Origin of the sequence: Campylobacter showae (assembly GCF_900573985.1) — a bacterium.
Lineage (GTDB): Bacteria > Campylobacterota > Campylobacteria > Campylobacterales > Campylobacteraceae > Campylobacter_A > Campylobacter_A showae_E.
In genome coordinates this window covers 91,808-109,596 of sequence record NZ_UWOK01000002.1, presented here as the reverse complement: position 1 = coordinate 109,596, position 17,789 = coordinate 91,808, and the positions used below count along the sequence as shown (strand labels likewise).

Genomic DNA, 17,789 nt, shown 5'->3' with positions numbered 1-17,789 from the left:
GGGCCATAATGACAAACCAATTCTTTTTAGATAAAATGAGCGAAATTTTTCATATGACACATTCTAGCAATTTAAAAAATATTTTACTATATGGCTTGCAAAATCATTATAATGCTTACAAAAAGGTAGATATTAGCAACCGGGAAGTAAATGATAGGCGCGAAAAAGTTGAACATATATATGGACGTAAAATCCACGACTATGTCCCTTTTTATTTTAACCCTCGCAATGCCATGCTATATCCAAGTAGAGACAATATTCATGTCGTCATTTTGGGTATAGACGTAAAAGTCATCAAAGATCATCGCACGGGTGTTTTGATCTCAGATCGCAATGCAGCTGTAAATAACGCTAGATTTAGTAAATATTTGCCTGACTTGCAAAATCAAAATTTCATAAATTTCAATGAGGTTTTTTCTCAAAGATGGTGCAATAACGGCGTTAGATATGATGATATAAAACAAAAAATGATGGCAGAAATTTTGATCAATGATGTCGTCTATAGTCGTTATATACGCTCTATATATGTTAAAAATCAGGTGTGCAAAAAAACCATCGAAGATCAGCTGGCTGGCGATCTTAAGATGTATAATATCAACGTCATAGTTGATCCAGCTAAATTTTTCTAAGGATAAAAATGGTAACACTAAAAAGTGGAAATATATTTAACACCAAAGCGGATACTATCGTAAATACCATTAACTGCGTGGGCGTTATGGGCGCTGGTATAGCATATGAGTTTAGATTGCGCTATCCTGAAATGTTCTCGCGATATGTCGAGCTTTGCAGTGAAGGCAACCCAAATAAAATAGAGATAGGTAAACTATGGTTATACAAGGCTGATGACGGACGACAGGTGCTAAATTTCCCTACCAAAAAGCACTGGAAAGATCCGTCAAAAATGAGCTACATAAAAGTCGGTCTAGAAAAATTTGTAAATACTTATGCGAGTAAAAAGATCAGCCACATTGCATTTCCGCTTCTTGGTGCCGCAAATGGCGGACTTGATAAAGACGAAGTTATAAATTTGATGATGGAATTTCTCGAGCCTTTAAATATAGAGTGTGAAATTTGGGAATTTGATGAGAGCGCAAGTGATGATTTATATGATGAGTTTGCACTAAATTTTGATATCAACGAGCTAAAAAAGCAAACCAAGGTCCTAGGCGTAAAAAATATAAGATTTCAAGCTATCAAAGATGCGATAGATAGCGGACTATATCACTCTCTAAGCTCTTTACTAAGAGCTCCTGGCATAGGCGATAAGTCGCTCGAGGCATGTTTTAGGATAGTTAAAAGCATACCAAAAAGACTATTTTAGTTAGAGTAAATTTTTACCTTCTTCTATCTTTTTTATGATTTTTTGTTTTAGCTCCACTGGGGCTAAAATTTTAACGTATCCCAAAAACTCCATGATAAAAAACTCTATCTCCTTAAGATCGCTAAAGTGGTAGCTAACTACTATCGCTCCATCTGGTTTGCGCTCTATGATCTTTTGCGACTTAAAGAAGTTTTTTCTCTCAAACAAAAAGGCCTTTTGCGGGCTGATCTCGAGCCGCACTTCTATGAGCGAGCTTCTCCACTCATGCGAAAAAACAGCAAACGGCGTCTGGATGTTTTTTATAAAATCAACAATGTTATAGTCGTGATTAAACGTTTCGCCCTTAATTACCTCTAAATTTACTATCCCAGCTATCCTAAAAAGTGAAAAATCATACTCATTGTTGCTATTTGCCAGATATAAATTTTCATTGATCAGTAAAATTTTATATGGTTTCACCTCTTTAAATTTCTTGCTATCAGACCTATTTGTCGGGGTATATTCTATCGCAAGTTTTTTGCGGTAGCGTATCGCATCTTCTAGCGTTTTGATGACGCTTTTATCTAGCTCTGTCTCGATCGGACTCGTGATAAAGCCATAAACACTCAATGATTCATTTATGGTTTGAGATATGGCCGTTTTTTTGCTGGTTTCGTTAAATTTTTGAGAGTTTTTGGCAAGCATCGTGTAGATTATCTTTAGGACATTCCTCTTTCTCTCATCAAGTAGGTCGTCGAGCAAATTTGTATTGACGGCCTGGTAGCAGCCAGGCTCTGTTCGCCTTATCTCTATTTCGTCAAACACACTTTTTATAGCATCAAAGTCTCGTCTTATTGTTTTATAGTTTAGCCTCGGAGTGTCATCTTTTTCGTTTACCCACAGCTCGTCTTGCGCAGTGTCGATTATCTCGCCGCGGTTTAGTTTTTTAAGTAGCCATAGTATCCTGGTTTGGGCATCCATTGCTCTATCCTTTATGTTTTAAAGTTTTTTATAGATTATACACAATATGTCCACATGTTGTCTTATAATTCACTCAACGAAACAAAATAATTCAACACAAAGGGGTCCAAAATGGCAAAATGCTATTCACGTTCATCTTCTTCAAAATCATGCTCAAGCAGATCTTACTCATCTGCCCGTGCTCACCAAAAAGTCGGTCAAAGCTTTGGCGGCTATACCAAAGTCCAAACGACTAAGGGCACGTTCCGCATGAAGCCAACTTCCAAATAGTTGGCTTATGCAAGCCGTGGACTGGGTTCATGGCTTCTTTATGACTGCTTTGTTTAGTAAAATATGGACATTCTAGGAAATATGAAATCAAGTTTACTACATGAAATATCTGCAGCTCAATAGACGTAGCTTGTGGTTATTTTACTTTGTAAATTTCAAATCTTTTTAAAATTTATTCACGACATAGGCGACCCTCGTTTTGTAAATTTAATAATTTACAAAATCTTCGTAAGAAAGCCAAAATTCTCTTTCTATTTTCATTCTCTAACTCTTTATCTTTGCCGAGTATTCAACTGGATGCGGGCTGGCCTTAGCAAAAACCCATTAAAAGGACTAGAAACCGTTAAAAAAGGATTTTTGCCATAATCTTTTTTGGGATCTTTGATCTCTTCTTGCCAAATTTTATACCTCCCTCATAGACCAACAAAACATATCAAAAGCATTGCCGTTCAATTGCGTCACAAACTATAAATAAATCCCCTAGATCGGGTCAAATTTGTTCAAATGAATTGTTGGAGAACTATGTTCCCAACGAAACAAATCTCGTTTCAATCCCCTAGATCGGGTCAAATTTGTTCAAATACACGTAAGATGAATGGTGAAGATGTTATTGTTTCGTGTTTCAATCCCCTAGATCGGGTCAAATTTGTTCAAATAGCCTTCGAGGTGTAGTTTGAAAGACAGATTCTCAAAATGTTTCAATCCCCTAGATCGGGTCAAATTTGTTCAAATGAGACTTGCATTGATGCAGAGCTCGATTGGAAGGATAACGTTTCAATCCCCTAGATCGGGTCAAATTTGTTCAAATATACATCGAATTACTAAGGAGTAAATAATGGTACATATGTCGTTTCAATCCCCTAGATCGGGTCAAATTTGTTCAAATTGTTAAGAAAGCTGAAGACATCCGGGAAACTGGTACAGCGTTTCAATCCCCTAGATCGGGTCAAATTTGTTCAAATCTATATTCCAGAAGAGACAAATCTCGACGAAGTTGAGTTTGAGTTTCAATCCCCTAGATCGGGTCAAATTTGTTCAAATTGCTTGAGAACTATGTTACCAAAGAAACAAATACAGAGTTTCAATCCCCTAGATCGGGTCAAATTTGTTCAAATAATGCTGGTAGAGGAGGCTGTAAAGGCACGTATGGAAACGTGTGTTTCAATCCCCTAGATCGGGTCAAATTTGTTCAAATTTTGAGGCGGTTAAAGCGTTAGATACGCAACTTGCTAGTTTGTTTCAATCCCCTAGATCGGGTCAAATTTGTTCAAATGAAGGTGCCAGAGAGAACTTTCTCAACACCCTTGAGGAGGTTTCAATCCCCTAGATCGGGTCAAATTTGTTCAAATTAAATGACTTTACTATCTCGACATTAGAAGAGATAGTAGGTTTCAATCCCCTAGATCGGGTCAAATTTGTTCAAATTACCAACCTTGGAATGGACGCTTCGGAAAAGCGTTCTTTGAGTTTCAATCCCCTAGATCGGGTCAAATTTGTTCAAATTTATGGGTTATGACTGGTGAAGGTAAGGCAAAGTTAAATAAGTTTCAATCCCCTAGATCGGGTCAAATTTGTTCAAATAAATAATGCTAGAAGTAATTTTATGCTTTATGTTTTTACCGTTTCAATCCCCTAGATCGGGTCAAATTTGTTCAAATACAATCTTATGGGCTATTACTGGTCCAGGAAAGAGTTTCAATCCCCTAGATCGGGTCAAATTTGTTCAAATTGCTTGAGAACTATGTTACCAAAGAAACAAATACAGAGTTTCAATCCCCTAGATCGGGTCAAATTTGTTCAAATAACTCTACTGTGGCTTGCCACAGGTGAGGGAAAGAGCAAAGTTTCAATCCCCTAGATCGGGTCAAATTTGTTCAAATTGTGCCATGGAATGGCAAATATGGTAAGGCATTTCTTGTTTCAATCCCCTAGATCGGGTCAAATTTGTTCAAATGATTATGTTGCTCCAGAAGGAGCTGATGACGATGAAGTCGTTTCAATCCCCTAGATCGGGTCAAATTTGTTCAAATGCTTCCCTCCGAAAGGAAGGAAGGTCCTTTCGAAAGAAGTTTCAATCCCCTAGATCGGGTCAAATTTGTTCAAATTATATTTCTTCCAACCATACTTTGGTTGGTAACAGGACCAGTTTCAATCCCCTAGATCGGGTCAAATTTGTTCAAATTTTGCTTGCTACCATGAACGTCGTTCATGCGAGTGCAAGTCATACTGTTTCAATCCCCTAGATCGGGTCAAATTTGTTCAAATAGGTAGTAAAGTCTCTTCCAGAAGAGAAAGAGAGTAAGGTTTCAATCCCCTAGATCGGGTCAAATTTGTTCAAATTGGAAGAGATCGTTGACTCTCTTCCCGAGGAAAGAAAGTTTCAATCCCCTAGATCGGGTCAAATTTGTTCAAATGCGACTTACTTGAGGGTGCTAGGGAAAATTTCCTTAACACCGTTTCAATCCCCTAGATCGGGTCAAATTTGTTCAAATACGAACAAGCTGAAAAGCTTGCAACGCAGGGTTACAACGTTTCAATCCCCTAGATCGGGTCAAATTTGTTCAAATGGTGCTTTGCGCCGTGCTATTATGAGGCTTTGTCCCGTTTCAATCCCCTAGATCGGGTCAAATTTGTTCAAATAGCCTAAAAGACTATTCTCGCAAAATAAAAACTAACAAATTTATTTAAGAAAACATCTTTTAAAACACCTAAAATTCGCAAAAATCTCAAAAAAGTTCGCAAATGTATAGGTATTAAAAAATACTAACTTGGCAAATTTAACAATGATAAGTTAAAGAACCCCCAAATTTAGGCATTTGTCATCTTAAAAAAGTTCGCAAATCTCTTTTAAAATTTTCAAATTTTATAGGTTTGCGAACTCTAAGCGATATATAAGTTTCGCAATAGCCTAAAATACGTTATCCTAAACTTAAGCACAACTAAAAGTTCGCAAATGTAGAAGAGTATATTTTAAAATATAGACATTTGCGAACTTATTTGGCGAGATTCTAACCAAAAAGTGGCAAATTTAAGCTAAAAAAGTTCGCAAATCTAAATTTGGAGAGAAAACATAAGAATGGTATAAGCTAGACAAAGAGTTCTTGCATCTCAAAGATGGCTGGTTTGTTGCAAAGCTCAAAACTTTTGCCGACACAGTTTTCGCATAGTCTGTAAAATCTTAGGCTATCGGTTTTGACATCTAGCAAAGGCTTGGCGTCTTTGATCAGCTTTTTAAGCTTGGTTTCATTTATCTCACACTCAAAGACGCTAAAATTTACGCGATATCCGATACCTTCTAGGATATCGGAGAGCTTTTTGCGGTTTTTGTCGTTTTGTATGTCGTAGGCGATGACGAATTTCATTAGAATTTTCCTACAAAAGGCTTATAGCTTTTGCTATCGCCGTTTATGAAGCGAGCTAGGTCGTAGCACTCTTGCATGATTATGTTTTCGCATTTGCAAGACTCTTTTTTCCACATGGTGTAGCTTCCGAGTTTTTCTTTCATGTTTTGGGCTATGAGCTTTTTAGAAGCGTCGGTGAGAAGCCCTTCTTTGTTTAGTGCGATTGGTTCGTCTTTGTTTAGCATCGAGACTATGACTCTATCTACCATAAAAGTCCTAAACTGCTCTATCATATCAAAAACTAGGGTCGGCTTTGTGCTGTCAAGCGCATGCAAAAATGAGATATGTAGGCTAAGCCCTGCTAGATATAGGCACTCTTGGACTTTGGAGTAGAGTATGGCGTAGGCGTAGTTTAGCGATGAATTTACGATATCTTTGGCGCCAAATGTTATGCGCTTTTCAAATTCTAGCGGTAATATGCTCTTTATGCCGTCCCAGTAAATGGCCGCAGCCGAGCCCTCAAACCCCATGAGCTCGTTTGCGTTTTTGGCGTATTTTAGCTTTCTTACTAGGATATTTTCTAGTTTTTGGATGTTTTGGATTAGGGATTTGTGGTATTTGTTTAGGTACTTTAGGTAGTTGGTTTGGTTTTTTATCTTTGCCTCGACAAAAGAGGTGGCGAGATATAGCTGGGCCGGCGTGTTTAGGAGCATGGCTTGCTTGTGCGTAGTCTGAGTAGAGACGCTGTTGTAAGCTAGCAAAGTGGCGTATGGGACGTAGTGTTTGTCTATAAAGTCGATATGGATTTTTTCTCTTGCGCAGCGCCAGATCGCCGCAGAAGATAACGAGATGTGTTCGCTATCAACGATGATGCGTGAAATTTTAGAGATGGGAAATTCTTTGTAAATTTTGCCGTATTGTTTTATGACAAATTTGTTTTTGCTAAGACCTAGATGGACTCCGATCTGATTGATATGAAGCGTAGAATCCGAAGCGATCTTGGTTGCGTAGAAATTTCGCTTTTGGTTTATCTTGCGGGAGTCGTTGTTGTAGCTTTTTTGAGATAGATATTTGTCATAGCCTTTTGTTATGGCTAGGGTTATCTTGTCTTTTATCTCGTTTTGACCAAATAATACTCCAAAGTCGATCTTTTCAAGATAGAGGGTGAACTCTTTTTTTGAATTTATGCTTTTGTTTTGTTTGTATAGGGCGATCTTTTGGGCTAAAGAGTCTATGAGATGCTCTTTTATCTGCGTTATCTGCGGCGAGTTTGGCGGTATGATCTTTAGATAGTAGTTTTTAAGCGTAAGCAAGATGGCGTTTATCTCATCGATATAGTCGATAAAATTTGATTTTTCTTTGCTTGCGGAGTGTAAATTTGAGATGATCTTTTGAATTTTGTCGTTATCTACACAGCGGTTTTTACCAAAGAAACGAACGCCTAGGAAGACAAAACCGTCGTTTATGTTTACGACTTTTGTTTTTTCTTTGTTGAGAGATAGATTTAGTAGTTTTAAAAAGTCATCTAGTTTTTGCTCAAATTCGGTCGCTTCGTCTTTTTCTGCAAAGCACACGATAAAATCGTCCGCATATCTGACAAATTTATCCGTGGTCTTGTTTATAAATCTATCCATCAAATCAAGATAGATGTTTGATAGCATAGGAGATAGGATATCGCCTTGGTTCACGCCGATTTTATGCTCTTTAAAATCGCGCTTTAAAAATCCGCCGGTTTTTAAAAAGAGCGAGATAAGGTTTGTGATCTTTGCGTCTTTTATATGTTTTTGTAAAATTTGTAGTAGCTTTGAGTGGTCTATCGACTCGAAAAAGTCTTTTACGTCGGCTTTTAGTATCCAGCAGTAGCCCTCGTTTATGAAATTACTAGCTCTATTTATGGCTTTGTAAGTCGATTTATTTGGACGATAGGCATAGGAATTTGATAAAAACGTTTCGTCAAAATATGGATTTAACTCCGAGTATAAAACTCTTTGAATCAACTTATCTTTTATGGAGGATATGCCTATGGGTCTTACTCCGCTACGATTTTCTTTGGGGATGTTTATCTTTCTTAGCGGCTCTGGCGTGTAGGTGCCGTTTATTAATGAACGCATGAGATAGATTGCGTTTTGGCCAAAATTTTTCTTAAAGTCTGCATATGAGATCTCGTCTAAGCCCAGAGAATTTGCAGAAATTTCGTCAAAGGCGGAGCTTAAAGCGTTTTTGGTAAATATCTGTTCTAAGGTTTTGGTAAACATATTGATGCCCGCCTTTAAATAGGTAGAGTTTTTCTATTATCTATATGTGTGGTAAATTTTGCTAAATTGCTATTTTCTTTTAGTTCATATATGCTTAAAGAAATCTGTTTATTTCCGTTAAAAAGTCTCATGTGTGACCTTTTGAATAGATTTTACATCGCTGTTAAGAATAGTCTGCCGATTTCTAAATGCTCGTATAGATATCTGGCGATAAATTTTTAGTTTGGCGGCGACTTTATGTTTGGCTATGTCATATCATGCCTGCCATTTTGCCTTCAATGCTTATCGAGCTGATCGGTATTTCCGCTGTTTACACCTTTTGCTGCCATTATAGCATTTTCGTCCCTTAGATTGGTCAAATTTGTTTAAATTGCGGTATTTAAAAAATACCAACTTCATAAAATTAATAATAACAAGTAAAGGAACCTCTAAAATAGGCATTTATCATCTTAAATAAGTTTGCAAATTAAAAATTTAAATAAAACAGATATGGGCGTGCGTAAAAATGTAAAAAATAATAATTTTTAAGCAAAAAGCTTAAAAATAATAAACATTTATTTTTAATTTATGTATAATAACAGAAATTAAAAATTGAGCGGTAAAGTGAATAACGAAACTAGTATGATTTTGATATTTTCTCGCGAGCTAAGGGCTGCAAGGAATGGTTTTGACATGCCGTTAGAACTACCAGATCTCAATAAATTTATATCCAATCTTAAAAATTTCATAAAAACAAATACGAAAAATGGCGCAAAAGAGAGCGTGAAGTGCAAGCTTTTTGAGTATGTGAAAATAGGTGGCGCAGATGAGATATACCGAGCTTAGAGTGCTGTTTAGATCGCCGCAAAATCCGCCGTTTTTTATCGGTTCACAGGTGAGAGGAGCTTTTGGTTATGCGCTAAAAAGCGTGAGCTGTATAAACCCGTCATACAAGTGTGGCGAGTGCTTTGCAAATGAGAGCTGCTTATACTACGACTTTTATGAAAAGAAAAATAGCTACCATAGATATAGACTCGATTTTGAGCTAGGCGCTGAAATTTACGATTTTGGTATAGTTCTGCTAGGAAATGCGTGCGAAAAACTGCCGTATATAGCCTCTGCGGCATATATGATGCTAAAAAGATATGGTCTTGGCAAAGATAGGGTCAAATACGAGAAATTTGATATGTATGTAAATGGTAGCGCATGCCTAAAGGACGATAAGATAAGCTTGCCTAGAGATTATGTGAAAGAATTTAGCTTTGATGGCTGTAGTGGCGACGTTAAGGTCAAATTTGTAACACCGCTAAGGATAAAAAAAGAGAATGTTTTTTTAAAAAATGACAATATAAGTCTAAAAGAGATATTAAACTCCATCTACCAAAGAAGGCTAAGCCTCTTTGGACAAGATCATGAGGCGTTGCCATTTGAAGTAAAAGGCGAAATAACCAAAAAGGATCTAAGATACGTGGAGCTAACTAGGCGTAGTAATAGGCAAAATACTACTATGAATTTTGGCGGACTAGTAGGCTCTTTGGAGATAAAAGGCGTTAGCAAAGAGTGCATGGAGCTACTAAAGCTAGGCGAGATAATAGGCGCAGGGAAGCAAACTGTTTTTGGACTAGGAAAAATAGAAACGGAGGATATGAATGAGTAAATTTAGCAGTTATTTTAACGATGATTTCGCGAATTTGGAGCAAGACTCTAAGAGTATAGATGAGATATTACAAGATAGGATGTTTTTGATCGGCGGGGACTTTTACGGGATACAAAAATTTATATTTGATAATCTCGGCTCAAAAAACGCGGCTAAAGTGCTAAGGGCGAAATCCGCATTTTGCGAGCTTTTTATGGCGGTCTTGGCTAAATTTATATGCCAAAAATTTGGCATAGATGAAAAATGCATTTTATCATGCACAGCCGGTAAATTTGAGATATTATCGCCTAAATTTGACCAAGCGGTTTTTAACGAGATAAAAGGCGTCGTAAATACTTACTTTATAAAAAAATTCTTTGGCGTTAGCGGCGTTGGTCTATCTTGCGTGGAGTGTGGGAGAGCAGACTTTGCAGAGCCTGGGCGATACAAAGAGCTAAGAGATAAGATCAGCAAGGCTGTTGAGCTAGAGAAATTTAAAAAGCTAAATTTAAAAGAGCAAGAGCCGGTGCTTTCATATGATAAGGGCATAACAAATCAAACTCTTTGCAGAATTTGCAACATAAGAAAAATAGCACATGATAACGATAAATGCGAAATTTGCAGTGCCTTTGTGCGTCTTGGCGAGAGGCTAGCTAGCGATAGCAAAAAGATAAATAGTAAAGCTATAGGCATAGACTTTATGGACGTTGATCTTGAGATAATGGAAAATATAAGATCATACGTCGCAAAAGAGGCGGGCGAGATAGTGGATTTTGAAGATCTGGCTAAAAAATCGCGCGGAGATAACGCGATCGCTGTGATAAAAGCCGACGTGGATAATATGGGAAATTTCATAAAACATAGCGACGTTACGCAAAGTTTTGCAAATTTTGACACATTTTCAAAGGGGATAAATAACTTTTTCTCTCTATACGTGCCACGAAAGATGAAAGAAAAATTTGAAAATAGCTATACGGTCTTTGCCGGCGGAGATGATCTGCTGATAGTTGGAAGCTACGATCAGATGATAGAACTTGCTCTTTTTGTAAGGCAAGAGTTTATGAAATTTGTAAAGACAAAAGGCTTAAGCATATCTTTTGGCATCATTTTGGCAAAACCATCTACGCCGATAAGCTTTCTGGCACAAACTAGCGAAAAGTGGCTAGAGAGCTCAAAAGAGATGAAGGATAAAGACGCGATCAGTATCTTTGGCGAAACCGCTAAATGGGATAGCTATTTAAGCGTCAGAAGTAAAATTTTAGATGAGTTTGTGAAATTTAATATAGACAACACAGCGTTTTTGTATAGGCTGCTTGAGCTTTGCGAGATGAGCAAAAATGTATGCGAGGACGTAAGAAATACAATATGGAAGTCAAAGCTAAGTTATAGCTTTACTAGAAATATGCAGGGCAAACAAGGGGGTGGCGATATGAATGAGCTACTTCTTATGCTAAATAATGTGATAGAAAATAATCCCAAGGAGAGCAAAATGGCTATTTGTGAATACATATATAAAAGGAGAGAGCGATGAATGGATACAGAAATGGCGGTGGTAACTATAATGCCGGCAATAAACAGCAAGCAAACTCTTTGCCGCTAATCGTTTTAGACTACAAAAAAGATCCAAATTTGTTTGATGTAACGGCAAAAACGGTTGCTGAAAAAATATCGGGAACAAAAGCTACGCAAATGAGAGCATTTTATGACTATGTCATAGAGTTAGAGCAAAAATCAAACACCGAAGACTTTAGCGAAATTTTGCCGTTTGTAAAGATGCTAAATTCAAAGGCGGCTTATTCAAACGCCAGAAAACATTCTAGTAATGAATTCGTTGAGATGATAAACAAATGTGTGGCTCAGGTGGCAACAAAAGATGATCTAAGGGTATTTAAACTCTTTTTTGAGGCCGTTATCGGCTTTTCTAAAAAATAAGGAGAGAATATGAAAATTTTAACTTTAAAGGGACAAATAGAGCTTTTAAGCGGACTTCATATAGGTGGCGGCGATGATACTATGAAGATAGGTGGTATAGACTCGCAAGTGATAAAAGATATAAACACAAATAAGCCCTACATCCCTGGAAGCTCGCTAAAAGGCAAAATGAGAAGCTTGCTAGAATGGAATAATAGGCTAGTTAGTTATGGCGAAGGAGAGGTTTTTAACTCTAAAATTTTAGAAAAAGTCCCAGATCCAGATAAAAAATCGGCACAAAATTTACTAAAAATTTTTGGCGATAAAGAGAATAAATTTGGCATTACTAGAATAAGCGTGGGTGATTGCGTGTTATCTAAAGAGAGCGAAGGTCTAAAACTAAGCGAAGCAAAATATGAAAATGTGATCAACAGAGAAAGCGGAACTGCTGAGCACCCGCGCCAGATCGAGCGCGTGCCGGCTGGAGTAAAATTTGATCTAGTTATCAGACTAAAAGTTTTTGATGAAAAAGAGCCTTATAACGACAACGAAAACGAGCTAAAACAGATGGTTGAGAGCGGACTTAAGCTAATAGAAAACGATTATCTAGGCGGTAGCGGCTCAAGAGGTTACGGAAGGGTTAAATTCGAGTGGGAGTGGGAATAATGACGCTTTATAAAACTGCCATAACGCCTAAGTCAAATTTTACTACGCCGTTAAAAGGCGATACCTTGTTTGGGCAAATTTGCTGGGCGATCAGATATGTACTCGGAGAAGATAGACTAAACGAGCTACTAAACATCTACGACAAAGAGCCGTTTTTGATAGTCTCTGATGGTTTTGCTAGCGGATATCTGCCAAAGCCTAGCATGCCAAGTCACCTTTTGGGCGAAAATTTGGATCTAAAAAAAGAAAATAGAAAGAAAATTTGGCTTAGCATAGAGGATCTGCAAAGCGGAAATTTCAAAAACGCTAAGACAAGTGGTGAGATCGGCTATGAGCTAACAAAGAATGCAACGATCAAAAACTCCATAAACTATCTCACGTTTACAACCGATGACAGCGGTAAATTTGCGCCATATGCTTTGGTGGAGATGAAATTTAGCAAGCAAGATATCTACTTTTTGCTAGATGATAGATTTAAGCTTGATGAGCTAGAAAAAGCGCTTGATGTTGTATCTAAGAGCGGCTACGGCAAGAGAGCTAGCATAGGCAAAGGAGCGTTTGAGTATAGTACTTTTGAAAAAGTAGCTATCAAAAAGAGCTCAAATGCTTTTATGACGCTTAGCCCTGTTGTAATAGATGATGAAAATTTAAAAGAGTTTTTCTATGAGCCGTTTACGAGATTTGGCAAACATGGCGGAGGGCTTGCAAACACGAATCCTTTTAAAAGTCCTATTCTAATGGCTGATAGCAGTAGCGTGGTAGTATATGATGAAATTTGTGAAAAAGAGTATCTAGGAAAAGCTATAAGCGGGCACTCTGTAAATGCAAACACGGTACACCAAGGATATAGCATACTAATAGCCACGGAGATAAAAAATGCGCAATGAAACTAAAAACTATAAGATAAAACTAAAACCTATAAGCCCGATACATATAGGCACCGGCGAGGCCTATGAACCTATGAATTATGTCATAGATGTGGATCCAAAAGACGGCAAGGATTATATGTATGTTTTTGATGAATTTGAATTTGTTAAAGGACTTGATGATAAGTCTAAAGAGGAATTCGGAAAAATAGTTTCAAATTTGTCTGGAGAAGCATTGTTTGCATTGCAGAAATTTATAAAAGACAAAAGTGCCTTGGCTAAGAAAAAATCTTTTCAAAAGATTTTAGTATCCCCAAAAGTAGCAAAGGAATATAGGGAAAAAATAGGCAGGGCAGTACAAAAAGAAGGTGGTGGTAAAAAAGTTATAAATCATCTTATCATCGAAAAAACATTTATATCTCCAAATCTTAAAAAAGCTATAATCCCTGGTAGCTCTTTAAAAGGTGCAATAACGACAGCCTTCGGCGAAATGCTTTATAAAAAAGCAAGAAATTATGACACAAAAGAATATTTTAGTAATTTCTCGGTTGCTGATAGTAATGTTATACAGTCGCACACATTTGTCGCCGATGCGGTAAATATAAGAAGAAATAGGGCCTCCAAGGATGACGATGGTGGTAAAGGTGTGAAAGTGCGATATGAGGCAATAAATTCAAAAAGTGAATTTGAGACGGTATTTACGATAGAAAATGGTAAATTTAATATAAAAGAGCTAATAGCAGCTTGCAACTCTCACTATATGCCGATATTTACCTCTCAATTTAGCTATAAAACAGATGAATTTACGCGGGAAGCACTATCTGAAAAGTTTATTGAAAAATATGAAAATTTAAAACTCTCAGACAATCAATTTTTATTGAGAGTTGGTAAACATAGTGGCGCAAGGGCTGTTACGGTAGATGGCGTGAGAAAGATAAAAATAATGAAGGGTAAAGGGCAAAAACCATCTTTTGGAGGCGAGGAAACTACTATATGGCTTATAAATAAACAGCCGTTTGGATGGCTACTTTGCGAAATTTTAGAAGATAATTAAATAGTTAATGTAGGGGAGGTAAGCATATTTTGGTATATTTATTTGTGTACAAAATATATAAAACCGTAAATCATATAAGCAAACAAATCAACGTACCAACAAGCTTACCGTATATTTAAAACTCTAAGAGTAGAAATGGTGATTTGATTAAAGTGACAAGAGAATTTATACAATTAGGCATATGAGGTCACTTTATGGGTTTTTAACAAAAACTAAAGTTTTATTTTTTTTGCAACATTCATATCGCCGTCATATATTTTTACATCATACTCATCTGGTTCTATTTTGTCGCATATGGTATTTATTTTAAGGGCATTAAAAAGATTATCTAAATATTCAATAGTGGTATGTTGACCAACCCCAAAGTAATGCTTCTTGCTCCAATTTTTCTCAATCTCTTTAAAAATTTCCTCTATATGATCCCTTAGCTCTCCTTGCTTACCACATACGTCCATTATGTGTTTTGCTATGGCTTTAGGTATATGGTAAAAACCTCCGATTATATTAAAGTCATCTTTTATGGGCAAACTATAAACAATTATATATAAATCATCTAATGCAAAATTATCTCGGTCTAGTGGGATATTAAAGGCTATCTTTACTATTTCTTCTTTCGATCTCCTTGTGTATAGCATGTGATCGTTATCTGGTAAGTCATTAATCGGGATCCTAAAAATCAGCCTCTCCCAATCTTTTATCTGCTTATCTTCTATTAAAAATTTTGCATTACTCGGATAAACGCACAACATCTTGTCTTCGTAACACCCAAAAATATTATAATACTTGCCTTTAGATATATTGCCTATCATATCGATATTGTCTTTTTTGATACTTCCAAACTCAAAATACCGCGCTCCAAAGCCTTCTATACAGATATCTACGCCATTGTTATAGTCCTTTTTGATGTATTTTTCCACTAAAAAGCCGTTAGTCATAAAAATAATATACCTTTGGTTAATGCTCGTTTTTGTTTTTATATTTATCTGCTTTAGTTCGATTTTTTCTAGCTCTTTTATGAAATTATTTCTTTTGGCGGCTCTTTGAAATAAATCATGTTCACTAATTTCGCAAAATAATCTATCCTCAAAATTTACGGTATCTACGAGTATTTCGTTTAAATGTAGCTTTTGTATGTAGTCGGCTAGGTTTTTTACGTAGTACACTCCTTTTAAAGCGCATTCGCCATCAAGCTCTAAAACGCTCAAAGGCATGTTTGAAATAAACAAATTTTTTATATCAAATTTTTCTTTTGGCTCAAGTTCAAATTCATAAAATGTTTCGCTAGCGCCTATCTCATCGAGTTTGACTATGGAAGATTGATCGTTGTTTTTAGATTTTAAAAATTCATTTGGAAAAAACGTATCATAACAAAAATTATTTGCCTCGTGACCGTAAAAATGCTTAGCGTCTTTTTGTATGCCATTTTCGTAAATCTCCACAAAAATATCATAAGTATACAGACCCCTCGTATTTGAATGCTGAGTTTTGCCGATATAGATGTTATCTAGGATTGGTAATAGTAGCGTATTTTCCTGAGTAAAATTTAACTTTTCTAGCGGATCGCTACTTGATTCCAACGCTTTATAATCTATCTCTTGTGGTCCAGCTTCCTTTATCGCCATTGCATATGTTTTTGCAGTTTTTATGTGTATTTTCGCGTATTTTTTCATGTCGTATCCTTGTGTGAATTTATGGTATATTGTAGCCGATTAGATTGGACATTTTGTGTCTGCGTTTTTTGGTATAATGGCAAAAATCTATGAAGGAGAGAAGATGGCGCAAAATGATATACAAAAAGAGGATTGGAAAGAAATTTCTCTTGCAACGAGAGCCCAAATTTTACTTAACTACAATAATTTGGATTTTTCTAAAGATGATTTTAAACTTGTCGATATTTATCAAAAAAATAACAAAAAGAATTTAGATTGGTTCTATGTCGAAAGCGAGCATTTATTCGTAAAAAGCGCTGAAAAAACTAAAGACGGAAAGTATAATTTTTCTTTTCCTATTGAAAAGGAACAGGATATGGCAAACATAGATGTGAAAAGTGTTTTTGGCGGAGTAGAGAAAATGAATAAGATCATCTTTGGATGTTTTGATATAGAAAATTCAAAAATTTATAGATTAGAAAAAACTTTTTATGATATACGTAAAAATATAAAAAATAGCAGATATACATTGACAGTAGATGATTTAAAATCCGAAAAGGCACTAAAGATAAAAGAAGGGTTTTTTAATAGCTGGAAAGCTCTATCAAAATCCGAAAAAGCTGCAAAAAGTACTAAGAATACAAGACTGGATGGATTTAAAGGAATGGCAAATTTTTTTAATTGGTATAGTAATCAAGAGAAAAAATGCTGTTATTGCGGAGTTGAAGAAGTTGATTTAAAAGAATATTTTAAAAAAGAAAATACCCAATATAAAAAAGCCAGACCAAGAGGAAAATTTTTGGAAGTAGAGCGTATAAAAACGACGGATGGCGAAAATGAGTATACAAAAGAAAATTGCGCCCTAGCTTGCTACATTTGCAATAATGCAAAAAGTGATTTTTTGTCAGCACGCGATTTTAAGCCTATCGCTGAAGGTATAAATAAATTTTGGAATGATTACTTAAAAAAACTGGACCCAAAAAAGGAAGTCAAATTCGACAGTGACTCTGAAATTTGGAAAACTGGCTTTGATAAAAACATGGAGCCAGATATAGAGAAGTAATTAAGGCGGTAACTCTACCGCCCAAATTTCTCCGCCGTTATGCAGTGTAGCGCTCCGCCAAGCTCTATGATCTCGCTTAAATTTATCGTCTCTACTTTGTAACCGCCATAAATTTTCTTGATCTGCTCTATCGCGACATAGTCGTCATCTGTCCCATATACTGGCACTATCAAAAGACCGTTTATTTTAATAAAATTTAGGTAAGCGCCCCAATCTCTCTTTTTACTAAAAAAGCCCTCGCCATACTTCATAAGTTTGATCTTTAAGCCATGTTTTTTAAGGACCCTTACGAGCCTATCATTAAAACTCTTGCTCTCGTTTGAAAAATCATTGACAAGCACGCTGTTTTCATCTATCCATCTCACCATGCCGTCGCCGTGCCCTAGCATATCGTATGGCTGCCTTGGTATGATGATGAGCTCATTTAGCGCGCATTTTTGCTTTATAGTCTCCATGATCTCGGCTTTTGTTTTTGATGGATTTTCTCTAAAAATTTTATCGGTCATTATGGCTTTATTTTTATGCCTTACGAAATTTCCGCCGTCTATAACTAAGTCTATATGGTTGCTTGTATATCGGATTTTGGTTCTTAGGTGGTTATACTTATCGCTTTTTAGATAGTCCGGATCGTAAACGTAAGATGCAATGCGCCCATCATCAAGCAAAAACGGCATAAAGTCCCTCATCCAAATGTCTTTAGTTTCTAAAATTTCGCATTTTATATCGTATTTATCAAGGATAGAGCACAAAGCATCGGTGATTTTGACGTAGTTTTTGATTAAAAGATTGGAAATAAGAATAGTCGGCTTCACTGTTTT

At 36.3% G+C, this 17,789-nt stretch carries 15 protein-coding genes and 1 CRISPR repeat array; of the genes, 10 read left to right on the top strand and 5 right to left on the bottom strand.

Going from position 1 to position 17,789, the window contains the following annotated elements:
* The first annotated feature begins 8 nt into the window (after positions 1-8).
* Together EE116_RS11325 and EE116_RS11320 are read left to right on the top strand one after the other, a co-directional pair.
* Complete coding sequence (locus tag EE116_RS11325) at positions 9-629, top strand: DUF4433 domain-containing protein (protein WP_163028074.1); 621 nt, start codon at positions 9-11, stop codon at positions 627-629.
* An 8-nt stretch (positions 630-637) separates the two neighbouring features.
* Positions 638-1,321, top strand: a complete 684-nt coding sequence (locus EE116_RS11320) for a macro domain-containing protein (protein WP_122874575.1) — start codon at positions 638-640, stop codon at positions 1,319-1,321.
* Here the strand turns inward: EE116_RS11320 and EE116_RS11315 are convergent, their stop codons facing one another.
* From EE116_RS11315 to cas1, 3 genes are all read right to left on the bottom strand, one after another.
* The gene (locus EE116_RS11315) at positions 1,322-2,281 is read right to left on the bottom strand and encodes a helix-turn-helix transcriptional regulator (RefSeq protein ID WP_122874574.1); all 960 of its coding nucleotides are present in this window, start codon (positions 2,279-2,281) and stop codon (positions 1,322-1,324) included.
* A 739-nt stretch (positions 2,282-3,020) separates the two neighbouring features.
* A CRISPR array of direct repeats spans positions 3,021-5,191; the repeat unit is 37 nt; unit sequence GTTTCAATCCCCTAGATCGGGTCAAATTTGTTCAAAT.
* A 446-nt stretch (positions 5,192-5,637) separates the two neighbouring features.
* Complete coding sequence (gene cas2 / locus EE116_RS11310; protein WP_122874573.1) at positions 5,638-5,913, bottom strand: CRISPR-associated endonuclease Cas2; 276 nt, start codon at positions 5,911-5,913, stop codon at positions 5,638-5,640.
* Positions 5,913-8,147 carry a CRISPR-associated endonuclease Cas1 gene (gene cas1, locus EE116_RS11305; protein ID WP_122874572.1) on the bottom strand — a complete coding sequence of 745 codons (2,235 nt, stop codon included), beginning with the start codon at positions 8,145-8,147 and terminating at the stop codon, positions 5,913-5,915. Before cas1 ends, cas2 begins: the two co-directional genes overlap by 1 nt.
* A 603-nt stretch (positions 8,148-8,750) precedes the next feature.
* Between cas1 and EE116_RS11300 the strand changes: the two genes are divergently transcribed.
* Genes EE116_RS11300 through csm5 form a run of 7 tightly spaced genes read left to right on the top strand, consistent with a single transcriptional unit; the run spans position 8,751 to position 14,259 of the window.
* Positions 8,751-8,972, top strand: coding sequence for a hypothetical protein (locus EE116_RS11300; protein ID WP_163028073.1), 222 nt, complete (start codon positions 8,751-8,753; stop codon positions 8,970-8,972).
* Positions 8,953-9,783, top strand: a complete 831-nt coding sequence (gene cas6 / locus EE116_RS11295) for a CRISPR system precrRNA processing endoribonuclease RAMP protein Cas6 (RefSeq protein ID WP_122874570.1) — start codon at positions 8,953-8,955, stop codon at positions 9,781-9,783. Before EE116_RS11300 ends, cas6 begins: the two co-directional genes overlap by 20 nt.
* Positions 9,776-11,293 (top strand): type III-A CRISPR-associated protein Cas10/Csm1, encoded by a 1,518-nt coding sequence (gene cas10, locus EE116_RS11290; RefSeq protein ID WP_122874569.1) that lies wholly within the window; start codon positions 9,776-9,778, stop codon positions 11,291-11,293. Before cas6 ends, cas10 begins: the two co-directional genes overlap by 8 nt.
* Positions 11,290-11,694 carry a type III-A CRISPR-associated protein Csm2 gene (gene csm2 / locus EE116_RS11285; RefSeq protein WP_122874568.1) on the top strand — a complete coding sequence of 135 codons (405 nt, stop codon included), beginning with the start codon at positions 11,290-11,292 and terminating at the stop codon, positions 11,692-11,694. The genes cas10 and csm2 overlap by 4 nt, the downstream gene beginning before the upstream one ends.
* A 9-nt stretch (positions 11,695-11,703) precedes the next feature.
* Complete coding sequence (gene csm3, locus EE116_RS11280) at positions 11,704-12,339, top strand: type III-A CRISPR-associated RAMP protein Csm3 (RefSeq protein WP_122874567.1); 636 nt, start codon at positions 11,704-11,706, stop codon at positions 12,337-12,339.
* Positions 12,324-13,226 carry a type III-A CRISPR-associated RAMP protein Csm4 gene (gene csm4, locus EE116_RS11275; RefSeq protein ID WP_163028072.1) on the top strand — a complete coding sequence of 301 codons (903 nt, stop codon included), beginning with the start codon at positions 12,324-12,326 and terminating at the stop codon, positions 13,224-13,226. Before csm3 ends, csm4 begins: the two co-directional genes overlap by 16 nt.
* Positions 13,216-14,259, top strand: coding sequence for a type III-A CRISPR-associated RAMP protein Csm5 (gene csm5 / locus EE116_RS11270; RefSeq protein WP_122874565.1), 1,044 nt, complete (start codon positions 13,216-13,218; stop codon positions 14,257-14,259). Before csm4 ends, csm5 begins: the two co-directional genes overlap by 11 nt.
* 212 nt (positions 14,260-14,471) lie before the next feature.
* Here csm5 and EE116_RS11265 read toward each other — a convergent pair whose 3' ends face one another.
* Positions 14,472-15,929 (bottom strand): hypothetical protein, encoded by a 1,458-nt coding sequence (locus EE116_RS11265; RefSeq protein ID WP_122874564.1) that lies wholly within the window; start codon positions 15,927-15,929, stop codon positions 14,472-14,474.
* A 103-nt stretch (positions 15,930-16,032) separates the two neighbouring features.
* On the opposite strand from EE116_RS11265, the gene EE116_RS11260 reads away from it, so the two are divergent.
* Positions 16,033-16,971: a hypothetical protein gene (locus EE116_RS11260; RefSeq protein ID WP_122874563.1), complete on the top strand. Its 939-nt coding sequence runs from the start codon at positions 16,033-16,035 to the stop codon at positions 16,969-16,971.
* Between the two features lie 14 nt (positions 16,972-16,985).
* Here EE116_RS11260 and EE116_RS11255 read toward each other — a convergent pair whose 3' ends face one another.
* A complete protein-coding gene (locus EE116_RS11255) occupies positions 16,986-17,783 on the bottom strand; it encodes an agmatine deiminase family protein (RefSeq protein WP_122874562.1) in 798 nt (265 codons plus the stop codon).
* Positions 17,784-17,789 lie beyond the last annotated feature (6 nt).

Bases quoted from the DNA above. Each gene is read 5' to 3' on its own strand.
- EE116_RS11325 (WP_163028074.1), top strand. From the start codon at position 9: ATGACAAACCAATTCTTTTTAGATAAAATGAGCGAAATTTTTCATATG.
- csm3 (WP_122874567.1), top strand. From the start codon at position 11,704: ATGAAAATTTTAACTTTAAAGGGACAAATAGAGCTTTTAAGCGGACTT.
- cas10 (WP_122874569.1), top strand. From the start codon at position 9,776: ATGAGTAAATTTAGCAGTTATTTTAACGATGATTTCGCGAATTTGGAG.
- cas1 (WP_122874572.1), bottom strand. From the start codon at position 8,147: ATGTTTACCAAAACCTTAGAACAGATATTTACCAAAAACGCTTTAAGC.
- EE116_RS11315 (WP_122874574.1), bottom strand. From the start codon at position 2,281: ATGGATGCCCAAACCAGGATACTATGGCTACTTAAAAAACTAAACCGC.
- csm5 (WP_122874565.1), top strand. From the start codon at position 13,216: ATGCGCAATGAAACTAAAAACTATAAGATAAAACTAAAACCTATAAGC.
- csm2 (WP_122874568.1), top strand. From the start codon at position 11,290: ATGAATGGATACAGAAATGGCGGTGGTAACTATAATGCCGGCAATAAA.
- cas6 (WP_122874570.1), top strand. From the start codon at position 8,953: ATGAGATATACCGAGCTTAGAGTGCTGTTTAGATCGCCGCAAAATCCG.
- EE116_RS11320 (WP_122874575.1), top strand. From the start codon at position 638: ATGGTAACACTAAAAAGTGGAAATATATTTAACACCAAAGCGGATACT.
- EE116_RS11265 (WP_122874564.1), bottom strand. From the start codon at position 15,929: ATGAAAAAATACGCGAAAATACACATAAAAACTGCAAAAACATATGCA.
- EE116_RS11260 (WP_122874563.1), top strand. From the start codon at position 16,033: ATGGCGCAAAATGATATACAAAAAGAGGATTGGAAAGAAATTTCTCTT.
- cas2 (WP_122874573.1), bottom strand. From the start codon at position 5,913: ATGAAATTCGTCATCGCCTACGACATACAAAACGACAAAAACCGCAAA.